Annotated in this window: 17 protein-coding genes; 2 read left to right on the top strand and 15 right to left on the bottom strand. The window is 72.8% G+C overall.

The annotated features are described in order from the left end of the window. Positions 1–180 precede the first annotated feature (180 nt). From ACLII4_RS09105 to ACLII4_RS09055, 11 genes are all read right to left on the bottom strand, one after another. Positions 181–1,842 (bottom strand): trypsin-like peptidase domain-containing protein, encoded by a 1,662-nt coding sequence (locus tag ACLII4_RS09105; RefSeq protein ID WP_412067074.1) that lies wholly within the window; start codon positions 1,840–1,842, stop codon positions 181–183. 26 nt (positions 1,843–1,868) lie between these two features. Next, positions 1,869–2,690 carry a purine-nucleoside phosphorylase gene (locus tag ACLII4_RS09100; RefSeq protein ID WP_412067073.1) on the bottom strand — a complete coding sequence of 274 codons (822 nt, stop codon included), beginning with the start codon at positions 2,688–2,690 and terminating at the stop codon, positions 1,869–1,871. A gap of 103 nt (positions 2,691–2,793) precedes the next feature. Then, a complete protein-coding gene (locus ACLII4_RS09095) occupies positions 2,794–3,180 on the bottom strand; it encodes a hypothetical protein (RefSeq protein ID WP_412067072.1) in 387 nt (128 codons plus the stop codon). After that, positions 3,177–3,887, bottom strand: a complete 711-nt coding sequence (locus ACLII4_RS09090; RefSeq protein ID WP_412067071.1) for a regulatory protein RecX — start codon at positions 3,885–3,887, stop codon at positions 3,177–3,179. The genes ACLII4_RS09095 and ACLII4_RS09090 overlap by 4 nt, the downstream gene beginning before the upstream one ends. Positions 3,888–3,949: 62 nt before the next feature. Beyond that, the gene (locus ACLII4_RS09085) at positions 3,950–6,436 is read right to left on the bottom strand and encodes a TonB-dependent receptor domain-containing protein (RefSeq protein ID WP_412067070.1); all 2,487 of its coding nucleotides are present in this window, start codon (positions 6,434–6,436) and stop codon (positions 3,950–3,952) included. A gap of 63 nt (positions 6,437–6,499) precedes the next feature. After that, positions 6,500–7,660: a FecR family protein gene (locus ACLII4_RS09080; protein ID WP_412067069.1), complete on the bottom strand. Its 1,161-nt coding sequence runs from the start codon at positions 7,658–7,660 to the stop codon at positions 6,500–6,502. Positions 7,661–7,668: 8 nt separating this feature from the next. Next, positions 7,669–8,220 (bottom strand): RNA polymerase sigma factor, encoded by a 552-nt coding sequence (locus ACLII4_RS09075; RefSeq protein ID WP_412067068.1) that lies wholly within the window; start codon positions 8,218–8,220, stop codon positions 7,669–7,671. Between the two features lie 464 nt (positions 8,221–8,684). Next, complete coding sequence (locus ACLII4_RS09070; RefSeq protein WP_412067067.1) at positions 8,685–9,491, bottom strand: outer membrane protein assembly factor BamD; 807 nt, start codon at positions 9,489–9,491, stop codon at positions 8,685–8,687. 234 nt (positions 9,492–9,725) lie between these two features. After that, positions 9,726–11,123, bottom strand: coding sequence for an ABC transporter substrate-binding protein (locus tag ACLII4_RS09065; protein ID WP_412067066.1), 1,398 nt, complete (start codon positions 11,121–11,123; stop codon positions 9,726–9,728). Between the two features lie 160 nt (positions 11,124–11,283). Next, positions 11,284–11,634, bottom strand: coding sequence for a fluoride efflux transporter FluC (locus tag ACLII4_RS09060; protein ID WP_412067065.1), 351 nt, complete (start codon positions 11,632–11,634; stop codon positions 11,284–11,286). A gap of 84 nt (positions 11,635–11,718) precedes the next feature. Beyond that, positions 11,719–12,747, bottom strand: coding sequence for an extracellular solute-binding protein (locus ACLII4_RS09055; RefSeq protein ID WP_412067064.1), 1,029 nt, complete (start codon positions 12,745–12,747; stop codon positions 11,719–11,721). Between the two features lie 98 nt (positions 12,748–12,845). On the opposite strand from ACLII4_RS09055, the gene ACLII4_RS09050 reads away from it, so the two are divergent. Then, positions 12,846–14,699, top strand: coding sequence for a M61 family metallopeptidase (locus ACLII4_RS09050; RefSeq protein WP_412067063.1), 1,854 nt, complete (start codon positions 12,846–12,848; stop codon positions 14,697–14,699). A 19-nt stretch (positions 14,700–14,718) separates the two neighbouring features. Here ACLII4_RS09050 and ACLII4_RS09045 read toward each other — a convergent pair whose 3' ends face one another. The 3 genes from ACLII4_RS09045 to ACLII4_RS09035 all read right to left on the bottom strand — a co-directional run bounded on the left by ACLII4_RS09045 (position 14,719) and on the right by ACLII4_RS09035 (position 17,548). After that, positions 14,719–14,928 carry a hypothetical protein gene (locus ACLII4_RS09045; protein ID WP_412067062.1) on the bottom strand — a complete coding sequence of 70 codons (210 nt, stop codon included), beginning with the start codon at positions 14,926–14,928 and terminating at the stop codon, positions 14,719–14,721. A gap of 90 nt (positions 14,929–15,018) precedes the next feature. Next, positions 15,019–16,566 carry a transglycosylase SLT domain-containing protein gene (locus tag ACLII4_RS09040; protein ID WP_412067061.1) on the bottom strand — a complete coding sequence of 516 codons (1,548 nt, stop codon included), beginning with the start codon at positions 16,564–16,566 and terminating at the stop codon, positions 15,019–15,021. 73 nt (positions 16,567–16,639) lie between these two features. Next, entirely contained in the window at positions 16,640–17,548 is a 909-nt protein-coding gene (locus ACLII4_RS09035; RefSeq protein WP_412067060.1) for a hypothetical protein, read from the bottom strand. A gap of 154 nt (positions 17,549–17,702) precedes the next feature. Here ACLII4_RS09035 and ACLII4_RS09030 point away from each other — a divergent pair, with 154 nt between their 5' ends. Then, the gene (locus ACLII4_RS09030) at positions 17,703–18,545 is read left to right on the top strand and encodes a hypothetical protein (RefSeq protein ID WP_412067059.1); all 843 of its coding nucleotides are present in this window, start codon (positions 17,703–17,705) and stop codon (positions 18,543–18,545) included. A 113-nt stretch (positions 18,546–18,658) separates the two neighbouring features. Here ACLII4_RS09030 and ACLII4_RS09025 read toward each other — a convergent pair whose 3' ends face one another. Next, positions 18,659–18,802 (bottom strand): hypothetical protein, encoded by a 144-nt coding sequence (locus ACLII4_RS09025; protein ID WP_412067058.1) that lies wholly within the window; start codon positions 18,800–18,802, stop codon positions 18,659–18,661. Positions 18,803–18,846: the final 44 nt, after the last annotated feature.

The raw sequence follows: 18,846 nt of genomic DNA, 5'->3' as shown, positions 1-18,846 counted from the left end.
CACGGCGCGAACCTACCCCCCCGCCCCGACCGCGATCCGCGGTTCATTCCGCATTCACTACCCGGTTCTCGGTGGTCAGTGGATCGGTTTTCGGTCTCGGCCCTATGCCCCTCCCCAAGTCCCACCCTCCCAACCGCCAGCTTCCGAAGACCGAAACCGAGAACTGACGACTCCCTCCCGCTACCGCTGTGCGGCGACGCGGTCGATCGGGCGGAGGACCGGCGGGCGGAGCGCCTCGGTCTCGACCGGCAGCCGCAGCGCGCGCGCCCACGCGGGCCGGGCGGCGAGCCGCACCGCCAGCGCTCGCGCCTCGGCCGGGCGTCCCTGCGCGAGCCGGACGATGCCCAGCAGGTACAGCGCCGGGGCAAACCGGGCGTCGTGCGCGAGCACAACGTCGAGCGCGGCGTCGGCGGCCTCGTAGCGGCCGAGCCCGATGAGGGCTTGCGCCTCGCCGAACGACGCCAGCCGGCGGTACGGGCCGTCCTCGGCACCGGCGATCTCGCCGAACAGCGCGGCGGCGGCGTCCATCTCGCCCCGGCCCAGGTGGTGGTGCGCTAGCGAGTACGCGGCAGGCACGTAGCCAGCACGTCGGGAGGCGTCGAGGGCCGTCGCGGCGGGGCGGCGCTGGCCCGCGTCGTCGAGGGCCATCCCGCCCGTGTACTGGAGCACGGCGTCGTCGGGCGACTGGAGGAGCGCCTCTCGCAAGGCGTCGAAATAGCGCTGGCGGTCGTCGCCCCGGCGCCGGGCGGGGACCTGGATGGCGCCGACAGCTTCGAGCACGCGGCCCGCCACGAACGACTCGGAGGACGCCGCGAGCGCGCGGTCGAGGCGGACGGGGCGGTCGGCGGCGGCGTACGCCGCGAGCGCGGGGCCGGGGTCGGACGCCAGCGCGATCGACCCACGCAAGAGGTCGGGCGTGGGGCTGGCCTGTCGACCCGAGATGACGACGCCGAGCACGCGGCCCGTCTCGTCGAGCAGCGGCCCGCCGCTGTCGCCCGGCCGGACCGCGTTGCCCGCGACGCGGACGCGGTGGTCGCCAATCTGCAAATCGCGGTACCGCACCGCGACCGTCACCCGCTGAACACCGCCGGGCCACCCGGCCGTGAACGCGACGTCGCTGGCGGCGTCCGCCGGGGCGATGACGAGCGGCGCCAGCCCGGCCCGCTGGCGGACCGCATGCGGCAGGTGCAAGATGGCCACGTCGCGGACCGGGTCGAGCGCCCACGCCTGGTCGACCACGACCTCGTCGCCATTGGGAAACGCCAGGCGGACGCGGCGGGCGCCCACGACAACGTGGTACGCGGTCACGAGGGCGTCGCCACCGACGGAAAAGGCGGAGCCGACGCGGCGGAACGCGATGCCGTCGACCTCGCCCTCGGCGGTCACGCCGACCACGGATCGCCCATGACGGCGCGTGGCGTCGAGCCCAGCGAAGGTGTGGATGGCGCGCGCCGGGGTCGTCTGCTCGATGGCCCGGCCGTCGAGGCGCACCGCCAGCCGGAGCTCGGGAATCATGGTCGCGCCCTCCCCCACGCGGACGATCGCGCGGCGCTGCCACTCGACCACGCCGTCGGTCTCGCGCCGCATCGGCGCGGTCTGACGGACGACCTCGAACGGAGCGCCGAGTTGGCTCGCCAAATCCCAGCCCGCAAACGCGAGTGCGAGCGCGTCGTCAGCTTGCGGGCTCTGCGGCACCGCCAGCGCTTCGACCTCGACTTCGAGGTATCCGCCCGCCTCGACCGCCTCGCGGTCCACCCCACTGAAGACCTGCAGGCTCAGTGGGTCCGTCTGCGCCCCCGCCGTCGCGACGAGCAGGAAAGCGACGAAGGCGAGAGCGCGCATGGTCCCGAGGGAAGTCCCGGGGCCGGCTAAACGCCGTCGGCGACGATGGCTCGGACCCAGGTGGAGAGCCGGTCTCGAACGGCGCGGCCGACTTCGAGCACCTCGGTGTGATCGAGCGGGGCGGCGGAGAGCCCGGCGGCGGGGTTGGTGATGGTCGAGATGCCGAGCACCGGCACGCCCAGGGCGGCGGCCTGGATGGCCTCGGGCACCGTGCTCATGCCGACGGCATCGGCGCCGGCGCTGGCGAAAAAGCGGATTTCGGCGGGCGTCTCATACGACGGCCCGGCCGTCCACACGTAGACGCCTTCACGGTACGGAATGGTGTGTGCGAGCGCAATGTCACGCGCCTTGACCCGCCACGCCTCGTCGTACGGGTTCGACATGTCCGGGAACCGGGTCTCGCCCTCCCCCACCGGGCCTGCGAGCGGGCTCAGGAACGACAGGTTGAGGTGGTCGGTGATGAGCATCAGCGTGCCCGGCCCGAACGCCGGATTGACGCCGCCCGCCGCGTTCGTCAGGATCAGGCCGCGCGCGCCGAGCGCGTGCGCGAGGCGGATCGGGAAGCCGAGCGCGCGCGGGGAGTGCCCCTCGTAGGCGTGCGCGCGGCCCTGGATGACGAGGACCGGCCGGCCGGCCAGGTCGCCCAGCACCAGCCGCCCGGCGTGCCCTTCGACCGTCGAGCCCGGGTAGTGCGGGACGTCGCCGGTCGAGATCACGACCGCGTCCTCGATGTCGTCGGCGAGCGCACCGAGGCCGGAGCCCAAAACGAGCGCCAGCTCGGGCACGAGATCGGTGTGCTGGCGAACGGCGGCGACGGCAGCGGCGAGCTGGGCGGAGTCTTCGGACATCGAGGAATCAAGAGTGGAGACGGGAGAATAGACCGCTTCGCAAGGCTGGACTGTGGCGTCGAGACGAAGCGAGTCGGGGAAACGACGCCCGCTTGCCATTCCCTCAGTCCCGCCCTCGAACGACCCACGTCGCCCACGCCGCGACCGCGGCCGCCGCAAGCTGTCGGAGCGGGACGAGATCGGTGGCCACCATCGCGGCGTCCGGGCGGCTGGCCGCGAGGGCGGCGGCGTAGAGCGCGAGCCCGAGCGCCAGCGTCAGCGCGGCGCCGACGAACGCGGCCCACGAGGCCAAACGCCCGCTCCGGCCGAGCCGGGCGATCACGACCAGCGCGAGTGCGGGCGCAAGCGCGTGGAGCGCCCCGTCACCGATCGCCGCGACCGGCGCCACAGCGCCGACCGACCGGGCGGCAACGAGAGGGAACGCGGCCCCGCTCGCGAGCACCAAGCCGGCGCACGCGAACGCCCCGGCGCGGAGGGCGGGCGCCGTCACGCGTCGTCCCAGGTTTCTTCGTCCTCCGCCACGTCGTCAACGGCGTTGCGGGCGGTGTCGAAGCCGAAGCCGCGCCGGACCAGGAAGTCCATCGTCTTCTTGCGCCGCTTGCGGTCGTCGGTCTCCGATGCGAGCGCGCGCCACTTTTTCGCCGCCTGCTGCGTCGCGGAGTCCGCGAGGTCCTCGGTCTCGGCCAGCTCGGCGAGCGCCGCGTCGATGGTCGCCCGCGCGACCCCCTTCCGCATCAGGTCCTGGCGGAGCCGGGACGGGCCGTAGCCGCTCCCCGAGAACCGGCCGGTCACGAAGGCGCGAGCGAACGCGTCGTCGTCGATCAGCCCCAGCCGCTCCAGCCCGTCGACCGTGTCCTCGACGATGGCCTCCGCATACCCCTTGCGCACCAGCGACTCGCGGACCTCGCTCGCAGTCCGCGCCTTCACGGACAGCCCGGCCAGCGCCGAGGCCTTCGCCGCGTATGTCTCCTGCTGCACCAGCAACTCGCGCTGCTGCGCCGCTGTGAGCACGATCCCCTTACGGACGCCCGCTTTGATGACCAGCTCGACCGACAGCCCGAACGCGAAGGCGTCGTCGATAAAGACGCTGGCGCGGTCTAGGTCCTTTTTCTGCTGGGCGACGCGCGTGACGGTGCCGTCGGCGAGGTCGAGGTCGGCGGGGTCGACGCGCTCGCGCCGCTGGGTGTTGAACGCCACGGGATCGGGGTGGGGAGTCGACAGGGTACGCGAGACCGGGTGCCGGGTCCCGCGTCACCGGGCTACCAGCGGACGGCGACGCTGACGACGGGCCAGCCGGGCAAGCCGCGCGCGTCGGTCGCCAACGGGAGGTCGGGGTCGAACGGAGCGGACGTCGTGCTTGTCGGGGGGCGGGCCGTGGCTTGCGCGAGCGCGGTCCAGCGGAAGCCCGCGCGGGTGCCGTGGAGGCCGACGGCGGCGCTGGCGCGCAAGCCGACCCGGTCGCGCACGCCGCCGGGTCCCGCCAGCCCTGACTCGGCGTCCAGGCGGAGGGCCGCCGTCCATGGGCCGCGCGCGCGCTGGGCGATCAAGCCGAGCGCGAGCGGGCGCGAATACGCGGAGGGTCGCCAGTCCCCGCCCGTCTCGGGGCGGACCTCGGCGAGCGCGAGCGCCCCGCTGGCGCCCAGCGTCCACGGGCCCACGTCGAGGCGGGCGGCGGCTTCGAGGCCGGCGGCGCGCCCGTCGTGCGCCGGGTGGCCCGCCAGCAGCGCGGCCGGATCGACACCGGCCTCTTGCGCCGGGCCGTCGCGGGGTTCGAGCAGGCCCGTCGAGCGGTGCGCGTAGAGATCGACGCTCAGCGCCAGCCGGTCGGTCGCGGCGACCTCGGCGCCCAGCCCGGCCTGCCACGACCGCGCCACGGGCACGTTGGCATCGGCGAGCAACCATCGGGAGGCCGCCAGCGCGTACCGGCCCTCGACGCGGTCGCGGACGCGGTGCACGGCTTGCGTTTGTCGGCTCAGCCCGGCCCGGACCACGAGCCGGTCGCCGCGCTCGTAGCGGGCAAAGACGCGGGGGCTGAGGTCGAGCGCGGTCACGGCCGTTTCGGACGTGTGGGCCTCGACGCGGACCCCGGGCTGAATCTGCCAGTCGGGCGCCGGGCGAATCGTGGCCGCGAGGTACGCCGCGCCCTCGGCGGTCCGCTGGCGACCGATTCCGCCGGGCTCGGCGGCGCCATCTACGGATCGGCTCGCCAGCTGGAGGCCGCCCTGAACTTGAAGGGTCGTCGAGCGAAAGTGGTCGAGGTCGAGCGTCGCTCCGTGCTCGACGAGCGTCTGCTCCGCGCGGCCGGTTCCGAGCCGCCGCTCTGTGGCCGAGTGTCCCGAGCGGTACGCGACGGCGGTCACGAACGTCTTCTCGCCCTGAAGCGCCCGCAGCCGCGCCGACGCGGTGTGCGTCTGCCAGCGGTAGTCGAGGCCGGGCTGGCCGGCGACCGTGCCCAGCCGAACCGCGTCCTGCCCGCCCGTCGCCGACACGTCGAGGCGGGCCGACGACGCGAGCCGGGTGCTGACTTTGACGGCGGCGTCGGCGAACGACACCTCAGGCCGGTCGCCCTCGAACGGGCTGCCCCCGGCGGGGTCGAGCACGAGCGCGCCGCCCTCGGTCCGCAAGCCGGGCGCGACCAGCAGGCCGAGTGTCGAGCGCCGCAAGCCGACGTGCACGCCGACGTTCTCCCCCACCGGCACATCGGCGACGGCGCGGACGGCGATGAGCCCGGCGCCGAGGGTTCGCAGCGTGTCGCCCGCGAGCGCGTCTGTCGTCTCAACATCGAGGACGGCCGCGAGCCCGCCGCCGAGCGCGGCCGGGAGCGAGCCCCGGTAAAAGCGGACGCGCGACAGGGCCTCGGGCTGGAACGCCGAGAACAGGCCGAAGGCGTGCCACGGCTCGTAGAGCGGGACGCCGTCGCGGACGTAGCGCGTCCGGTGCGGGTCGGAGCCGCGGACGACGATGGCCCCAGATGCGCCGCCCGTCCGCGACAAGCCGGGGAGCCACGACAGCGTCGCCGCGAGGTCGGCCTCGCCGAGCGCGTACGGGATGGCGGCGGCCTGCCGGGAGCCGAGGGCGCTGAGGTCGGTCGAGCCCGGCGTCGGGCCGGGCGGCTCGGGCCCGGCGACCACGCGGGCGTCGGTGCTTTCCAAGAGATCCGGCTGCAGGCGGATCGTCGGGGGCAGGCGCGGGGAGTCCGGGAAGACGTCGAGTTCGATGCGGACGGGCCGGTAGCCGACGTGCGAGACGCGGACGACGTAGCGACCCGTCGGGAGATCGGGGACGGCAAATCCGCCGTCGCCCCCCACCACATCGCCCAGCCCGAGATCGACGAGCCAGACGTGGGCGCCCAAGAGCGCGACGCCACTTTCGGCGTCGACGACGCGGCCATCGAGCGTGCCGGTGTACGCCTCGCGCGCCGTCTCGATGTCGGGCCGGACGTTGAGCGGCTCTTTGATGAGCACGTACTGCCCCTCGCGGATCCGCTCGGCGCGGACGCCGGAATCGCGCAAGATGAGGCGGAGCGCGCGGTCGGGGTCGTCGGTCGCCCGGTAGCTGCCCGTGACGCGCACGTCCTCGACCAAGCGCAAGGCGAAGACCAGTTCCAGACCGGTCGCCTCGGCCAGCTCGTAGAGCGCGTCCGCGAGCGGGGCCTTGACCCAGACGAACTCGGCCTCGTCCTGTGCGGCGGCGGGCCGGGCGGTGAGCACGGCCACGAGGCAGAGGACGAGGGCGGCGGGGCGCACGGCGGGAGGATAGAGACGGCCCCAACGGGCGGCGCCCCCCGCTCCGCGCGTTGGGGCCGCGCCTTACTCGACGATTCGGAATCCGCGACCGTCAGCCTCGACGCGTCCCTCGACGCCCATCGCCAGCAAGCGGAGGTCGGCGTCCAGGCCGTTCGCGCCAAACTCGCCGTCGCCCATCGTCACCGACGCGAGCGCGGGGTCGACCGAGATCGGGACCTCAAACAACTCGCTCAGGTGGGCGGCGATCTGCCCGACCGTCTTGCCGCGGCCGAAGACGACGCCGGTCCATGAGAGGGCCCCGAGGTCCGCCGAGGTGGGCGCGGTTGGGGCGTCGAGGGCGAGTACGGTCGTTCGCTGGCCGGGCGCCAGCGTCACGGCGGCGGCGGGCGTCTCCCGAGGCGCCACGGTCACGGCGCCGGTCACGAGCGTCACCTCGGTCCGCACGTCGCTCGCGTCAACGGCAAACGTGGTGCCGAGCACGACGACGTCCGCGTTCGGGGTCGTCACCGAGAACGGCGCGTCGGGGTTGCGGGTCACGCGGAAGAGCGCCTCGCCCGCCAGCAGGCGCGCCTCTCGGCCTCGGGCCTCGGCGACGGCGAGCCGGGCGTTGTCGGCGAGTTGGACGGTCGTGCCGTCTTCGAACGTCACGGTCTGAGCGCCCACCAACGTTTCCCACCCGGCGTCGCGGAGGTACAGCTGCGTCAGGACCGCACCGAAGGCGACGACGGCGAACACGGCGGCGACGCGCATCACCCAGCGGGTCGGGCGGACGAGGCGGAGCGGCTGGCGGTCGGCGGGCTGGCGATCGGTGCGCGGACGGCTGCGGGCGGGGGCGTCAGTGACGTGCGCCAGCGGGGCGGCGTCGGGCTCGGCGGCGGCGTCGGCCCAGGCGGCGTCGAAGGCGTCGCGGTCGGAGCGGATACGGCGGACGGCAGCGGCCAGGCCGGGGTGCTTTGCGAGCGCGGCGTCGAGCGCCGGGCGGGCGTCGTCGACACGCGCCTGCTCGGCGTCGCTCAAGAGGTCGGGATCCGCCAGCGCGTAGAGCACGAGCAGAGCGCGGTCCGGCAGGTCGCGCGCCAGATCGGCGCGGACGGCGGAGCGCAGCGAACGCCAGCGAGCGAACGCCTCCGCAAGCGCGGGCTCGGCGGCCACGGCGGCGTCGAGGGCGGCCCGCTCGTCAGGCGGCAGGGCGTCGAAAAAAGCGAGGGCGTCGGTGTCACGCATGGGTCTCTTTAAAAGGTGCCGAGGAGGGCGGCGGCCAACACGAGCGCGCCGGTGAGGGCGTCCCGGAGCTTTTCGAAGGCCCGCTTGACCTGCATCTTGACGGCGGCCTCCGTGGTGTCGAGGGTGTCGGCGATCTCGGCGTAGGCGTAGCCCAGCTCTCGCATTTCGAGGATCGCGCGGGCGTGGTCGGTGAGGACGGTCATGGCGTTTTCCAAGTCGACACGCAGCGCGACGTCTTCGGCGTCGACCGAGCCCGGAGTCGGGAGGTCGGGGTCGAAGAGGGCCTCGCGCGACGAGTACCGGCCGCGGTAGAAGTCCTGGAGTTCGAAGAGGGCGGCTTTCATGGCGAAGGCCTTGAACCGGGCCGGATTCTGGAGCGCGTCGAGTCCACGAAGGACGCGGATCAGGGCGTTCTGCACCAGATCGTCGACCTGGGACGAGGCGCCGATCCGCGCACGGAAGAACCCACGGATAGGGCGCTCGACGGCCGCGAGCAGGGCGTCGCGAGCGGCGGCGTCGCCAGCCTGGGCGCGGGAGACGGCGTCGGGGGTGAAGGGCATGGCAGGGGGTCGCCCCTGAGGGGCAGGGCTTGAGCCGCAGGACACGCCCGCAAGGTCACACCATTGGTGGGGCCTCGCATCACGGATGGTGCGCCCTGCGAGTGACTTGCGCCCGCGCCCTTCCGTTGTCCCTCAGCAAATCTCTCGCCCGACCGGCTCGCGCTCGGCTCGCGTCGTGGGACACCTCGGCGCTACGGGTGAGCTCGCGATTGCAGATGGCCGAGGCCTCCGAGAAAACCTCCTCTCCCAGACGGGAGGGGCCGGGGGAGGGCGACCGGCTGGCAGCAACGGACGGGACCGCGCCAACGGGACGTGCGCCCGTAGACCGGCGTGAGCCAGCGGGCAGACACCCTCACCCTGGCCCGTGAGGAGAGGGGACGACGTGGGGGGGCAATCGCCAGCCGAGGACGGCTTAGGCGTGGGAACTCCGCCCGTCACTCTTTGCCCCTTCCCCCTTGCCCTGACTACTCGGCTTGCGCGGCGGCGCTGGCGGCCTGCCAGCCCGCGTAGGCACGGTCGTAGAGCGTCTGCGCCTCACGGAGCGTCGAACTCTGCGGAAAGAGGGTCGTGAGCTGGTCGTAGAGGTCGAGGGCCGTCTGGTAGCGAGCCTCCTGGCGCGAGGCGACAGAGCCGTCGGCGTAGGTCACCTGGGCGCGGACGGCGCCGAGCATGGCGTCGTCGGCGTACTCGCTCGACGGGTACTCCTCGAGAACGCGCTTGAAGGCGATCACCGCCGCCTCGTAGTACTCGCGCCGCTCATACAGCTTGCCCGACTCGAAGGCCTTGCGGGCCAGCTTCTCACGGAGCTCTGCCGCCAGCGCCTCGGCCGCCGCGATGTTGGGGCTCTGCGGGTAGCGGTCCGTGAAGATGCGGATGTAGGCGAGCGCCTGCCGGGTGTCGGTCTGGTCCAGCTCGTACCGCGGGCTCAGCTCGGCATAGGCCTGGATGCGCTCGTAGGCGGCCTGCTCGATCCGGTCATCGGTCCGGTAGAACTCGATGAATCGCGTAAACTCGTTGCCCGCCAGCAGATACTGCCCGTCGGCGGCGTAGGCGCGGGCGAGGCCAAGCTGGGCGTCGTCGGCGAGTTCACCGGTCCGGCCGAAGTCGAGGGCGGCGCGGTAGTACTCGATGGCGAGCGAGTGGCGCCCGCGCTCCGCTTCGGCGGTGGCCTGGTCGTAGGCGGCCTGGGCGGTCCCGAACGTCGTGGGCCCGCCTCCACATCCGGCGGCGACGGCGACGAGAAGGGCGAGGAGCCCGGAACGGAACGGCATGAGCGAGGGGGCGAGGCGCGAGTCGGACAGGGCCGGGGAACGGGGTCCCAAACGGCTTATTGCAGGCCAAGGTCGCCCCCTCTCACCGCCTATGGTCGACGAGAAGCGGCGAAGACGGGGGGGCTCGCGGTCGCTCGCGGGAAAGAGGGACTGGGAACGCGGAACGGGCAGCACGCAAACCCCAGCGGTCGCCGTCGCTCTGGTCGATCCGCCCGTGCCCCTTTCCCCGTGCCCTTACTCGAGCAGCACCGCCTGGCCGTCGCGGAAGCCCAGGATGTAGAGGGCCTCGTTGACCTGGCCGCCGTCGAAGTGGAACCGGTGGCCGAGCCCCTCGAAGGTCGGGGCCGCACGGAGCGCATCGGCGAGTTCGCCCTCATCGGCCTCGGCCTCGCGCAGCACGAGCCGGGTGATGTCGTAGCCGATGATCGCGAGCCGGTCCTGTCCGATCCCCGAGAGGTCGCGGTAGCGGCGGCCAAAGGCGTCGGCGGCGCCGGGCGAGACGAAGAAGTCCTGGGTGAAGACGGCACCGAGGCGGCTGGCGCGGGCCTTCGAGGCCTGCAGTCCCTCCCATTCGGTGTTGCCCAGCGGCCGGGGCGCGCGGCCGACCGCGTCGAGCGAACGCAAGGCGTCGTCGGCGTAGCGTGGGGCGTCGCGGCCGGTCACGGGGAGGTAGACGGCGTCGACGGCACGGAGGGCCGCCTCGCCCACCTCACGGTCGAGGTCCTGCCAGTCGTCGGCGCTGTCGAGGAGGGTTTCAAAGTCGACGCGGGCACCCAGACGACGGGCCTCGGCGGCGAACGCACCCGCCATGTCCGCCCCCAGCGTCTGGCGCTCGGCGGCGACCCCGAGCCGGTCGAGGCCGAGCCGCCCCGTCGCATAGCGGGCCATCGCGCGGCCCCGCTCGGCGAACGTCGGGTTGGCCTGGAAAACGAAGCGGCGGCTGGCGCTCACGTCCGCCGCGGTCGCCAGCGGAGCGACCAGCACGACGCGCGCCGCCTCGGCAGCGCCGCCAGCGGGCTCGGCTTCGTCGCTGAAGAGCGGTCCTACGATGGCGTCGGCGCCCTCAGCGACTACGGCCTCGACGGCCCCGCGCGCGCCGTCGCCGGTGCCCCGGGAGTCGCGGAAGACGAGCCGCACGGGCCGCCCCGTCCCCGACGCATTGCGCTCGTCGACGGCGATGTGGATGCCGTTGAACAGGGCCTGTCCGAGGTAGCCGCTCTCGCCCGCGATCGGGAGCACGACGCCGAGATCGAGCGGTCGGCCCCGTCCACCACGCCCGCCGGTCGTGGCGTCGGCGAGCACGGCGCGGGCGGGCTCGACGTAGCGGCTCTGGGGGTACTGCGCGATCAGTCGGGTCGCGGCGGCGATGGCCTGGTCGAAGTCGCCGTCGGCGTAGGCGGCCTTGGCGAGCATCAACGTGGCCGCCGTGGTCCGCTCGTTGAAGCCGAACTCGTCGGCGGCGCGGGCAAAGAGGCGCCCGGCCTCGGCGTATTCGCCCGACCCGTAGCTGGCGATCCCGTTCTGGAATGCGGCCTCGGCGGCAGGGACGGCCTCGGCGGTGGCCGGCTGAGCGGCGGCGGAGGGCGCGGCGAGGGCGCACGCGAGCAGGAGGGCGAACAGACGGAGGGACACGGCGCGGATCGGAAGGGGGGCTTCCAAGATGCGACCGGGCCGCCACCCCGGCAAGGCGCCCGCCCGGTCTTCGCGGAGTCGGAGCGCAGGAATGCAGCCCTCTACCCCTCGCCTCGGGGACGAGGTGGGTGGAGTCACCCTGCAATAGCGGCCTTCCCCCTCAGCCCGCGAGGTGCCGGCCGAGCGCCAGCCCGAGGACCACGAAGGTGACCCCCACAGCGACGCTCCCCGCCGCGTTCGCGAGCGCCACCCCCCGGCGCCCGGCCTCCCACAAGAGGACCGTGTCGGCCGAGTACGTCGAGAACGTGGTGAACGAGCCGAGCACGCCGACGACGAGCGCCAGCCGCGGGCCGTCGGCGCGAACGAGCGGGATGGCCAGCCCGATCAGCAGGCAGCCGAGGGCGTTGACGCCCCACGTCCCCCACGGCGCGGTCGTGTCCCATCGCAGCGCGGCCAGCCCCACGCTGTACCGGGCGACGGCACCGACGGCGCCGCCGAGCGCGACGTACATGAGGTTCGAGAAGACGATGGCGCGGACGGGGGCGTCGAAAGCCCGAACGTACCTCCGCCGGCCGAGGCCCGCCGCCAGCAGGCGTCACTCAGCCGGGTGCTCGGCGAGGTACTCGGCGCCGCGGCCCTTGATCTGCTCGTCCCAGACCTGCATCCACTCGGGGCCCTCGGTCGACAAGCGGTCCCAGTCGAGGTCCATCGGCGTGAAGGTCCCCTCCCCCATCCAGTCCGGGAGTTCCGAGGCTGCGATGTCTGTGCGGGCGGGGATGCGGTGGAAGTCGGCAGCCTGACGCCTAAGCGCCTCGCGCGTCGTCACGAACTCGATGAAGGCGCGCGCCAGCTCCGGCTGCGGCGCACGCGCCGGGATGCCGATGGCGTCGACCAGGACGGGCGTGCCGGAGTCGGGAGCGTGGAAGCCGAACGAGTAGTCTTGCGCCTGGAGGTACGTGTCGGGCAGGTTCCACAACGTCAGATCCGCCTCGCCGCGCGAGATCCCCAGGTAGAGCTGGGTCGGGTTGGCGGCGTAGCCCTTCGTGTTCTGGTCGAGCCGCGCGAGCCAGCGGTAGCCGTCCTCGACGGTCGGCTGGCGCAGGATGAGCGCGCCCCAGATCGTCCGCATGGTCCCGGATTCGAGCGGCGAGCGGATCAGGATGCGGTCCCGCCACACCGGGTCGAGGAGGGCGTCCCAGTCGCGCGGCACCTCGCCCTCGGCGACGGCGGTCGTGTTGTAGAGCAGGCCCTCGGGCGTGAGGTAGGTCCCGTACCACAGGCCGTCGGCGTCCTTGGCGGTGGCGGGGACGGCGTCGGCCCAGCTCGGGACAAACGGCTGCAAGAGCGAGTCCGCGGCGGCGCGCATGAAGAGGGTCTGGGGGGCGCCCCACCAAACCGACGCTTGCGGGTTGGCCCTCTCGCCCGCGATCCGGTCGTACACCTCCTGGCTGCCGAGGTCGATCCATTGCACGTCGACCGTCGGGTTCTCGGCCTCGAAGGCCTCCTCATAGGCGCGCAACATCTCCTTGCCGTGGGGCGAGTAGACGAGCAGCGGGGTCCGGCCGTCGCCGCCGCACGCGGAGACGGTGAGGGCGGCGACGAGGGCGAGGAGGACTGTGCGCACGGGCGGAGTGGAGGCGGGCCCGGCCTATCGCCGGCGGGCGGGCGGCGTTCCCCCCCGCCCCCCCGGTCCTATCCTTGCGCTCCCCTTCTCCCCTTCCGATGCCCACTGCCGGACGCCTGCTCGCCCTCCTGCTCCTCGCCGCACCGCTGGCGGCCCAACCGCAGGGCGGCGACCGCCAGCCCGTCGCCTACGACGTCTCGTGGCCGAACGCCGCCGCGCACGAGACCGAGATCGCGGCCACCTTCGCCGGGCTCGACGCCGACCCGCTGACGGTCGTCATGAGCCAGTCCTCGCCCGGCCGATACGCCATCCACCAGTTCGCCAAGAACGTCTTCAACGTGTCCGCGACGGACGGCGCCGGGCGCCCGCTGGCGGTCACGCGCACCACGCCGTCCGAGTGGACCGTCGGCGGCCACGACGGGACGGTCCGGTTCCGGTACACGCTCTACAGCAACCGCGCCGACGGCACCTACGCCGGGGTCGACTCGACGCACGCGCACTACAACATGCCGGCGGCGTTCGCGTGGGCGCGCGGGCTCGAAGCGAGGCCCGTTCGCGTCACCTTCCACCCCATCCACGGCTGGCGCGTGGCGACCCAGCTCCAGCCCACCGACAACCCCCACACGTTCACCGCCCCCGACCTCGCGGACTTTATGGACTCGCCGACCGAGCTCAGCGACCACCAGCTCATCGAGTGGGACCAGGGCGGCGCGCGGTACCGGATCGCGCTCCACCACCTCGGCACCGACGAGGAGGGCGAGGCCTACGCCGACATGGCGCGCCGCGTGATCGCCGAGCAGGCCGCCGTCTTTGGCGCCTTCCCGACCTTCGACCACGGCACCTACACCTTCCTCGCCGACTACCTCCCCTGGGTCGCCGGCGACGGCATGGAGCACCGCAACTCGACGATCCTGACGAGCACGCGAGCGCTCGAGGGCGACGGCGCGCTCCGCGTGCTCGGGACGCTCGCGCACGAGCACTTCCACGCCTGGAACATGGAGCGCCTGCGGGACGCGGCGCTGGAGCCGTTCGACTTTACGGGCCCCAACCCGTCCGAGAACCTGTGGTTCGGCGAGGGCTTCACGAGCTACTACGACGGCCTGACGCGCGTCCGCGCTGACCTGATGACGACGGAGGACTACGCCGGCGAGATCACCGGCCCGCTCGACTACGTCCTCAACTCGCCGGCGCGAGCGACCCGCGGCCCGGCCGAGATGAGCCGGATGGCGACGTTCGTCGACGCCGGCACGTCCATCGACGAGGCCGCCTTCTCGACCACGTTCATCTCGTACTACTCGTGGGGCGAGATCGTCGGGCTCGGGCTCGACCTCGCGCTCCGCCAGCGCTACGGCCGCACGCTCGACGACGTCATGCAGGCCATGTGGGACGAGTTCGGCCGGCACCAGACGGCGACGACGCCCGCCCGCCCGTACACCCGCCACGACATCGAGCGCGTGCTCGGCGAGGTCTCCGGCGACCCGGCCTTCGCCGCCGACGTGTTCGCGCGCTACATCGACCGGGGCGAGGTGATGGACTACGCCGGCCTGCTGGCGCCCGTCGGCATGGTCCTCCGTCCGGCGCGACCAGATGCCGGATCGATCGGCCGGCTCGCACTCGCCGACGGCGACGGCGGGGTCGAGATCGTCGCGCCGGTCCCGCACGGGACCCCGGCGTATGAGGCCGGGCTGTCGTCGGGCGACCGGATCGTGCGCATCGACGGCATCGACGTGTCGACGACCGCCGCGGTCGAGTCCACGCTGGCGCGACGCCCGCCGGGATCGGACGTCGAACTCACGTTCGAGCAACGGGGCGCCCTCAAGACGGCGCGGCTCACGCTCGCGGCCGACCCGACACTCGAGGTGGTGACCTTCGAGACCGCGGGGCAGACGGTCACGCCCGACATTCGGGAGGCGCGGGAGGCGTGGCTCGGCGCGAAAGCCGCCACCGACTGACCTCGGCGCCAGCAGGCCTTCAGGCTCGGCCGTGCGGGATGGCGTACGGCCGGGTCGGCTCGCCGGCGGCATGGGCGTCGGCCTCGCGGCGCGCCTCGGCGTGAGCGACTTCGACGAGGGCCTCCTGAACCAGCTCGCGGAGCCAGTCGCGGTTCTCGCGGAGCACCTCTGTGAGGGCGTCCTTGAGAGCGGCGCGGTCGGGGTCGGTCGGCGTAGCGAAGTCGGTCATGCGGCCGGGCGGGTTCGCAGGGAAGCTAGGCGTGGGCGCCAGCGGCGCCGAGGCGGGACGGCGTGCCCCGCCAGGGCACAACGGCATGGCTCAGGTGCCGAGTTCCTGATCCGGGACAGACTCCGCGCCTTCCTCTCCCTCGACGAATTGCTGGTAGTGCTCGTAGCGCTTCAGGATGATGTCGACGTAGTGGACGGGCTCGAGGCCGCGCGCGTACCCGTGGCGCACCTCCGGGCGGTTGTAGACGGCCTCTTCGGACTTGCGGAGCAACCAGTACGCCACGTCCTCCCAGAGGGTCGGGTCGCCGCCCTCGGCCTCCGCCAACCGCTGGGCGTCCATCACGTGGCCCGCGCCCGCGTTGTAGCTGGCCAGGATGAACTTTTTCCGCTCGCCCGGGTCGGCGATCGTCTCGCCCCAGTAGTTGTCCTCGAGCCACTTGAGGTAGCGCACGGCGGCCTCGATGTTGGCCTCGGGGTCGTAGGGGTCGTCGAGGCCGAGGTCGCCAGCGGTCGCGGGCATGATTTGCAAGAGCCCCATCGCCCCGGCCCACGACCGCGCGCGCGGCTCGAAGCGGCTCTCCTGGTACATCTGGCTCCCGAGCAGCCGCCAGTCCCACCCGACGCCCGGGGCGTACTTCTTGAGCATGTCGTCGTAGCCCGAGAGGTTGCCGGTCCGCGCGGTCAGGAAGCCCGTCTCGATGCGTTCGCGGAAGCCCCGGCGGTCGACGTAGTACTTGCGGTAGAGCGAGTTCCAGCGCCGCGTGTCGCGGTTGGCCTGGATCCACTCGTCGAGCGCCGTGAGGAGGGCGGGCGCGTTGTCGCGGACGGCCCACGCCACGCCGTGGGGGGCGCCGATGGCGGGCTCCACGGTCAGGTTTTCGTAGTACCCCTCCTCCAGCTTGGCCACGTTCTCCTGGGCGATGGTCAGTTCGATGTTGCCGACGGCCACGTTGCGGATCAGCGCCTCGCTCGTGGTGTCGACCTCGACGACCCGGATGTCCCCGCTGATGCGGTCCTCCAGCTCGACCAAGCGCTCGATGTAGGGGTCGCCGGTGGGCAGGTGCACCTCCTGGCCCGCGAGGTCGGCCGGGCGCCGAACCCGCCTCGCCCGGATCGTGACCGGGTCGCGCGGGATGTCCCCGCCGTCGATCTGGTCGCGGCGCTCGGCGATTTCGGACGGCACGCCCGGGGCCTCCACCTCGGTCGTGTCCGCGAGCTCAGACGCTTGCACGACAGCCGGCTGCGTCTGGTAGAGATCGACGGTGAACCCGAACCGAGACGTGTCCTCCACGACGGGCTGGAGCCGAGCCGCCGCGATGTCGCCCAAGCCGGCGTTGAGGTAGTACAGGATGGAGTCGCGCGGGACCACCTTGATCTGAAAGACGACGTCCCGCTCCTCGGCGAAATCCTGGAGCAGCTCGTACTCGTACCCGAACGGCAGGCCTCGGTAGAGGAAGTAGCTCGTCGAGGTGTACGACGTCAGCGCGATCAGCGTGTCGCGCTCCATGATGGCGCCGAGGTCCCGCTCGATGGGCTCGGGGATCATCACGCCCTCGGGATCGGAGACGGAGCGGACCGACGCAGCGGCGAGCCCGCCCACGATCAGGACGGCGACGACGGCGAACGACTTCTTAAACATCGGAATGGCGAGAATCTGAGGGTGACCTATACGGCCCGCTCGCGCGGCGGGTCCGGTCCCGGCCCCTCCACCGCTACGGCCGGGAGAGGACCTCGACGAGGGCCCGGACCATCCGGGCCTGCGCCTCAACGTGCCCGTGCTGGGCCTCGACGTTGACGTACGGGACGCCCCGGCGAGCCGCCCAGACCGAGAGCGAGCCGTCGTCCGTCGCGGCGTCGTTGTCCTGCAGCACGGCGTTGAAGCCCGCCGCCGCGAGCGCGTCATAGAGGGCGCGGTCGGTGACGAAAAAGAAATCGTCGGGGTCGGAGCCGGGGTGGATGGTGACCGCAGCGGCGTCGCTGGCGTACTCCCCGCCCGCCGCGTAGGACCTCGCCGAGTAGTTGTCCTCAGTGTTGTTGTGGAGCGTGATGACCACGGCGGGCGAGACGGCAGCGTAGACCGCCAGCGCCGAGTCGGCGAAGGCCTCCAGCGCGGCGAGGGCGGCCGGGGTGGAGGTCGAGAGCGACGCGAGTGTGCGGCGGCGGCCGGCGTCGGTGAACACGCGGTTCGGGTCGGCCCGGAACGTGGCGCCGCCGACGGCGAAGGTCAGATTCCGCTCGCCCGAGTGCCGCAGCTCCACCACACGCCCACCCACCTCGCGGACGACCGCGAGGGCGGCGTCGACGGACGTGCTCTCATCGTCGTGCAAGTTGAGCGCGTTGAGCGGGAACGTCTCGACGTCGGGGCTCGCGAGCAGGTCGGTGATCGGCGCCGTCGACACCCGGGCCACGATGGCGCCGTCGCCCAAGGGCACCCGGAAGTCAATGACCGCGAGCGTGTCGCGCGAGCCAGCCGTGAGACCCGTATCGGAGCGCGTAGGTGCGCCGCCGCCGCCGACGACCGTGTCGGCGCGGCGAGGCGAGGCGTCGGTGGCCGGCGCCTCCGTGGGGGCCTGGGCGCAGGCGGAGGTCGCGAGGGCGAGGACGAGCAGGAGGAGGCGCATGACGGGAGGAAGAAGTGAGCGACGCGGCACACACCGCGCGTCCACGATGGCGGACGGAGGCGCACACGAATCGCCCCCCGGGGGCGGTTCCCCACGGTGGCACACCCTATGTAGGTTTGTAGTCCGAGCCATCGCCCCACTCCCCTTGTCCGACATGTCCCGTTTCGTCCTCCTCGCCCTCTTCGCCCTCGGCCTGACGGCCGCCGCCAGCGCCCAGTCTGACGGCGGCGAACTGCCCGCCGACACCCTGGTGGCCGCCGCCGACTCCGTCGAGGCGCCCATCGAGCTCGACCCCGAGCGCGCACGGGGCCTCTACGACGAGGGCGCCTCGCTCTTGCGCGAACGCGACTTTGAAGCCTCCCTCCTCAAGTTCGAAGAGGCCCTGGTCTACAACCCGTCCTACGCCGCGGCCGCCCTCGGGCTGGCGCAGTCGCTCGCCGCGCAGCGTCGCCTGGAGGACGCCCGCAGCGCCTATGAGGCGGCCATCGCGATGGCGGAAGCCTCCGACGCCTCGAACGCCGCGGACATCCGCGACACGGCCCAGAGCCAGCTCGACCGCGTCGCCGCCGCCCTCGACCAGCGGGCCGCGAATGCCGCCGCGCAGCAGGCCCAGGCCGGCGCCAACGCGACGGCCGACAAGGTCGCTCAGGCGACCCAGCTGCTCTCCGGCAACGAGATCTCGATGGAGCAGGCCACCGACGCCTACGCGCTCCTGGAGCAGGCCCGCCTCGACGGCTACGACGCCGACCTGGTGGCCTTCTTCTACGCCAAGGCCCTCAACGCCATGGAGCGCGGCGCCGACGCCGTGCCGTTCGCGCAGACCGCCGTCGACAACGCTGACGCGTCGGCGGACAACTCGGCCCTCTACATCCAGCTTGGCCTGGCCCACATGGGCGCCGGCAACGACGCCGAGGCGCGTGCCGCCTTCGAGGCCATCACGGAAGGCCAGGCGTGGCACGGCTGGGCCCAGCACTACATCGGTCAGATCGGCTCCTAGCCACTGACCTCGGGCATCCCACCACGCCCTGCGGCGCCGGACTCGGTCCGGCGCCGTTTTTTTGTGCCGGGCGCCGGGAGCGCCGGCGTCGTGGCCAGGCGCGTCCCGAGACGCTACACCGTCCGCTTGCTGCCCAGAATCCAGATCACCAGCAGGAGGACCACGGGCGCGATGAAGCTGACATAGACGAGCCACTCGGTGCCGGTCCCGAAGCCGTCGGGGGTGGGCGCGAGCAGGAGGGCGAGGGCGAGCGTCATCGGGGTCGGGGGGTAGCTTTCGGCAAGCTACGCCGCTCCGCCAC

Origin of the sequence: Rubrivirga aquatilis (assembly GCF_046845665.1) — a bacterium.
In the GTDB taxonomy this organism is placed as follows: Bacteria; Bacteroidota; Rhodothermia; order Rhodothermales; family Rubricoccaceae; genus Rubrivirga.
Note: the sequence above shows the minus strand (reverse complement) of the source record. Positions and strands in the feature narration are given on the sequence as shown.

Coding starts and splice junctions, on each gene's coding strand:
- ACLII4_RS09105 (WP_412067074.1), bottom strand. CDS start 1,842: ATGCGCGCTCTCGCCTTCGTCGCTTTCCTGCTCGTCGCGACGGCGGGG.
- ACLII4_RS09100 (WP_412067073.1), bottom strand. CDS start 2,690: ATGTCCGAAGACTCCGCCCAGCTCGCCGCTGCCGTCGCCGCCGTTCGC.
- ACLII4_RS09080 (WP_412067069.1), bottom strand. CDS start 7,660: ATGCGTGACACCGACGCCCTCGCTTTTTTCGACGCCCTGCCGCCTGAC.
- ACLII4_RS09075 (WP_412067068.1), bottom strand. CDS start 8,220: ATGCCCTTCACCCCCGACGCCGTCTCCCGCGCCCAGGCTGGCGACGCC.
- ACLII4_RS09070 (WP_412067067.1), bottom strand. CDS start 9,491: ATGCCGTTCCGTTCCGGGCTCCTCGCCCTTCTCGTCGCCGTCGCCGCC.
- ACLII4_RS09060 (WP_412067065.1), bottom strand. CDS start 11,634: ATGTACGTCGCGCTCGGCGGCGCCGTCGGTGCCGTCGCCCGGTACAGC.
- ACLII4_RS09050 (WP_412067063.1), top strand. CDS start 12,846: ATGCCCACTGCCGGACGCCTGCTCGCCCTCCTGCTCCTCGCCGCACCG.
- ACLII4_RS09045 (WP_412067062.1), bottom strand. CDS start 14,928: ATGACCGACTTCGCTACGCCGACCGACCCCGACCGCGCCGCTCTCAAG.
- ACLII4_RS09040 (WP_412067061.1), bottom strand. CDS start 16,566: ATGTTTAAGAAGTCGTTCGCCGTCGTCGCCGTCCTGATCGTGGGCGGG.
- ACLII4_RS09035 (WP_412067060.1), bottom strand. CDS start 17,548: ATGCGCCTCCTCCTGCTCGTCCTCGCCCTCGCGACCTCCGCCTGCGCC.
- ACLII4_RS09030 (WP_412067059.1), top strand. CDS start 17,703: ATGTCCCGTTTCGTCCTCCTCGCCCTCTTCGCCCTCGGCCTGACGGCC.
- ACLII4_RS09025 (WP_412067058.1), bottom strand. CDS start 18,802: ATGACGCTCGCCCTCGCCCTCCTGCTCGCGCCCACCCCCGACGGCTTC.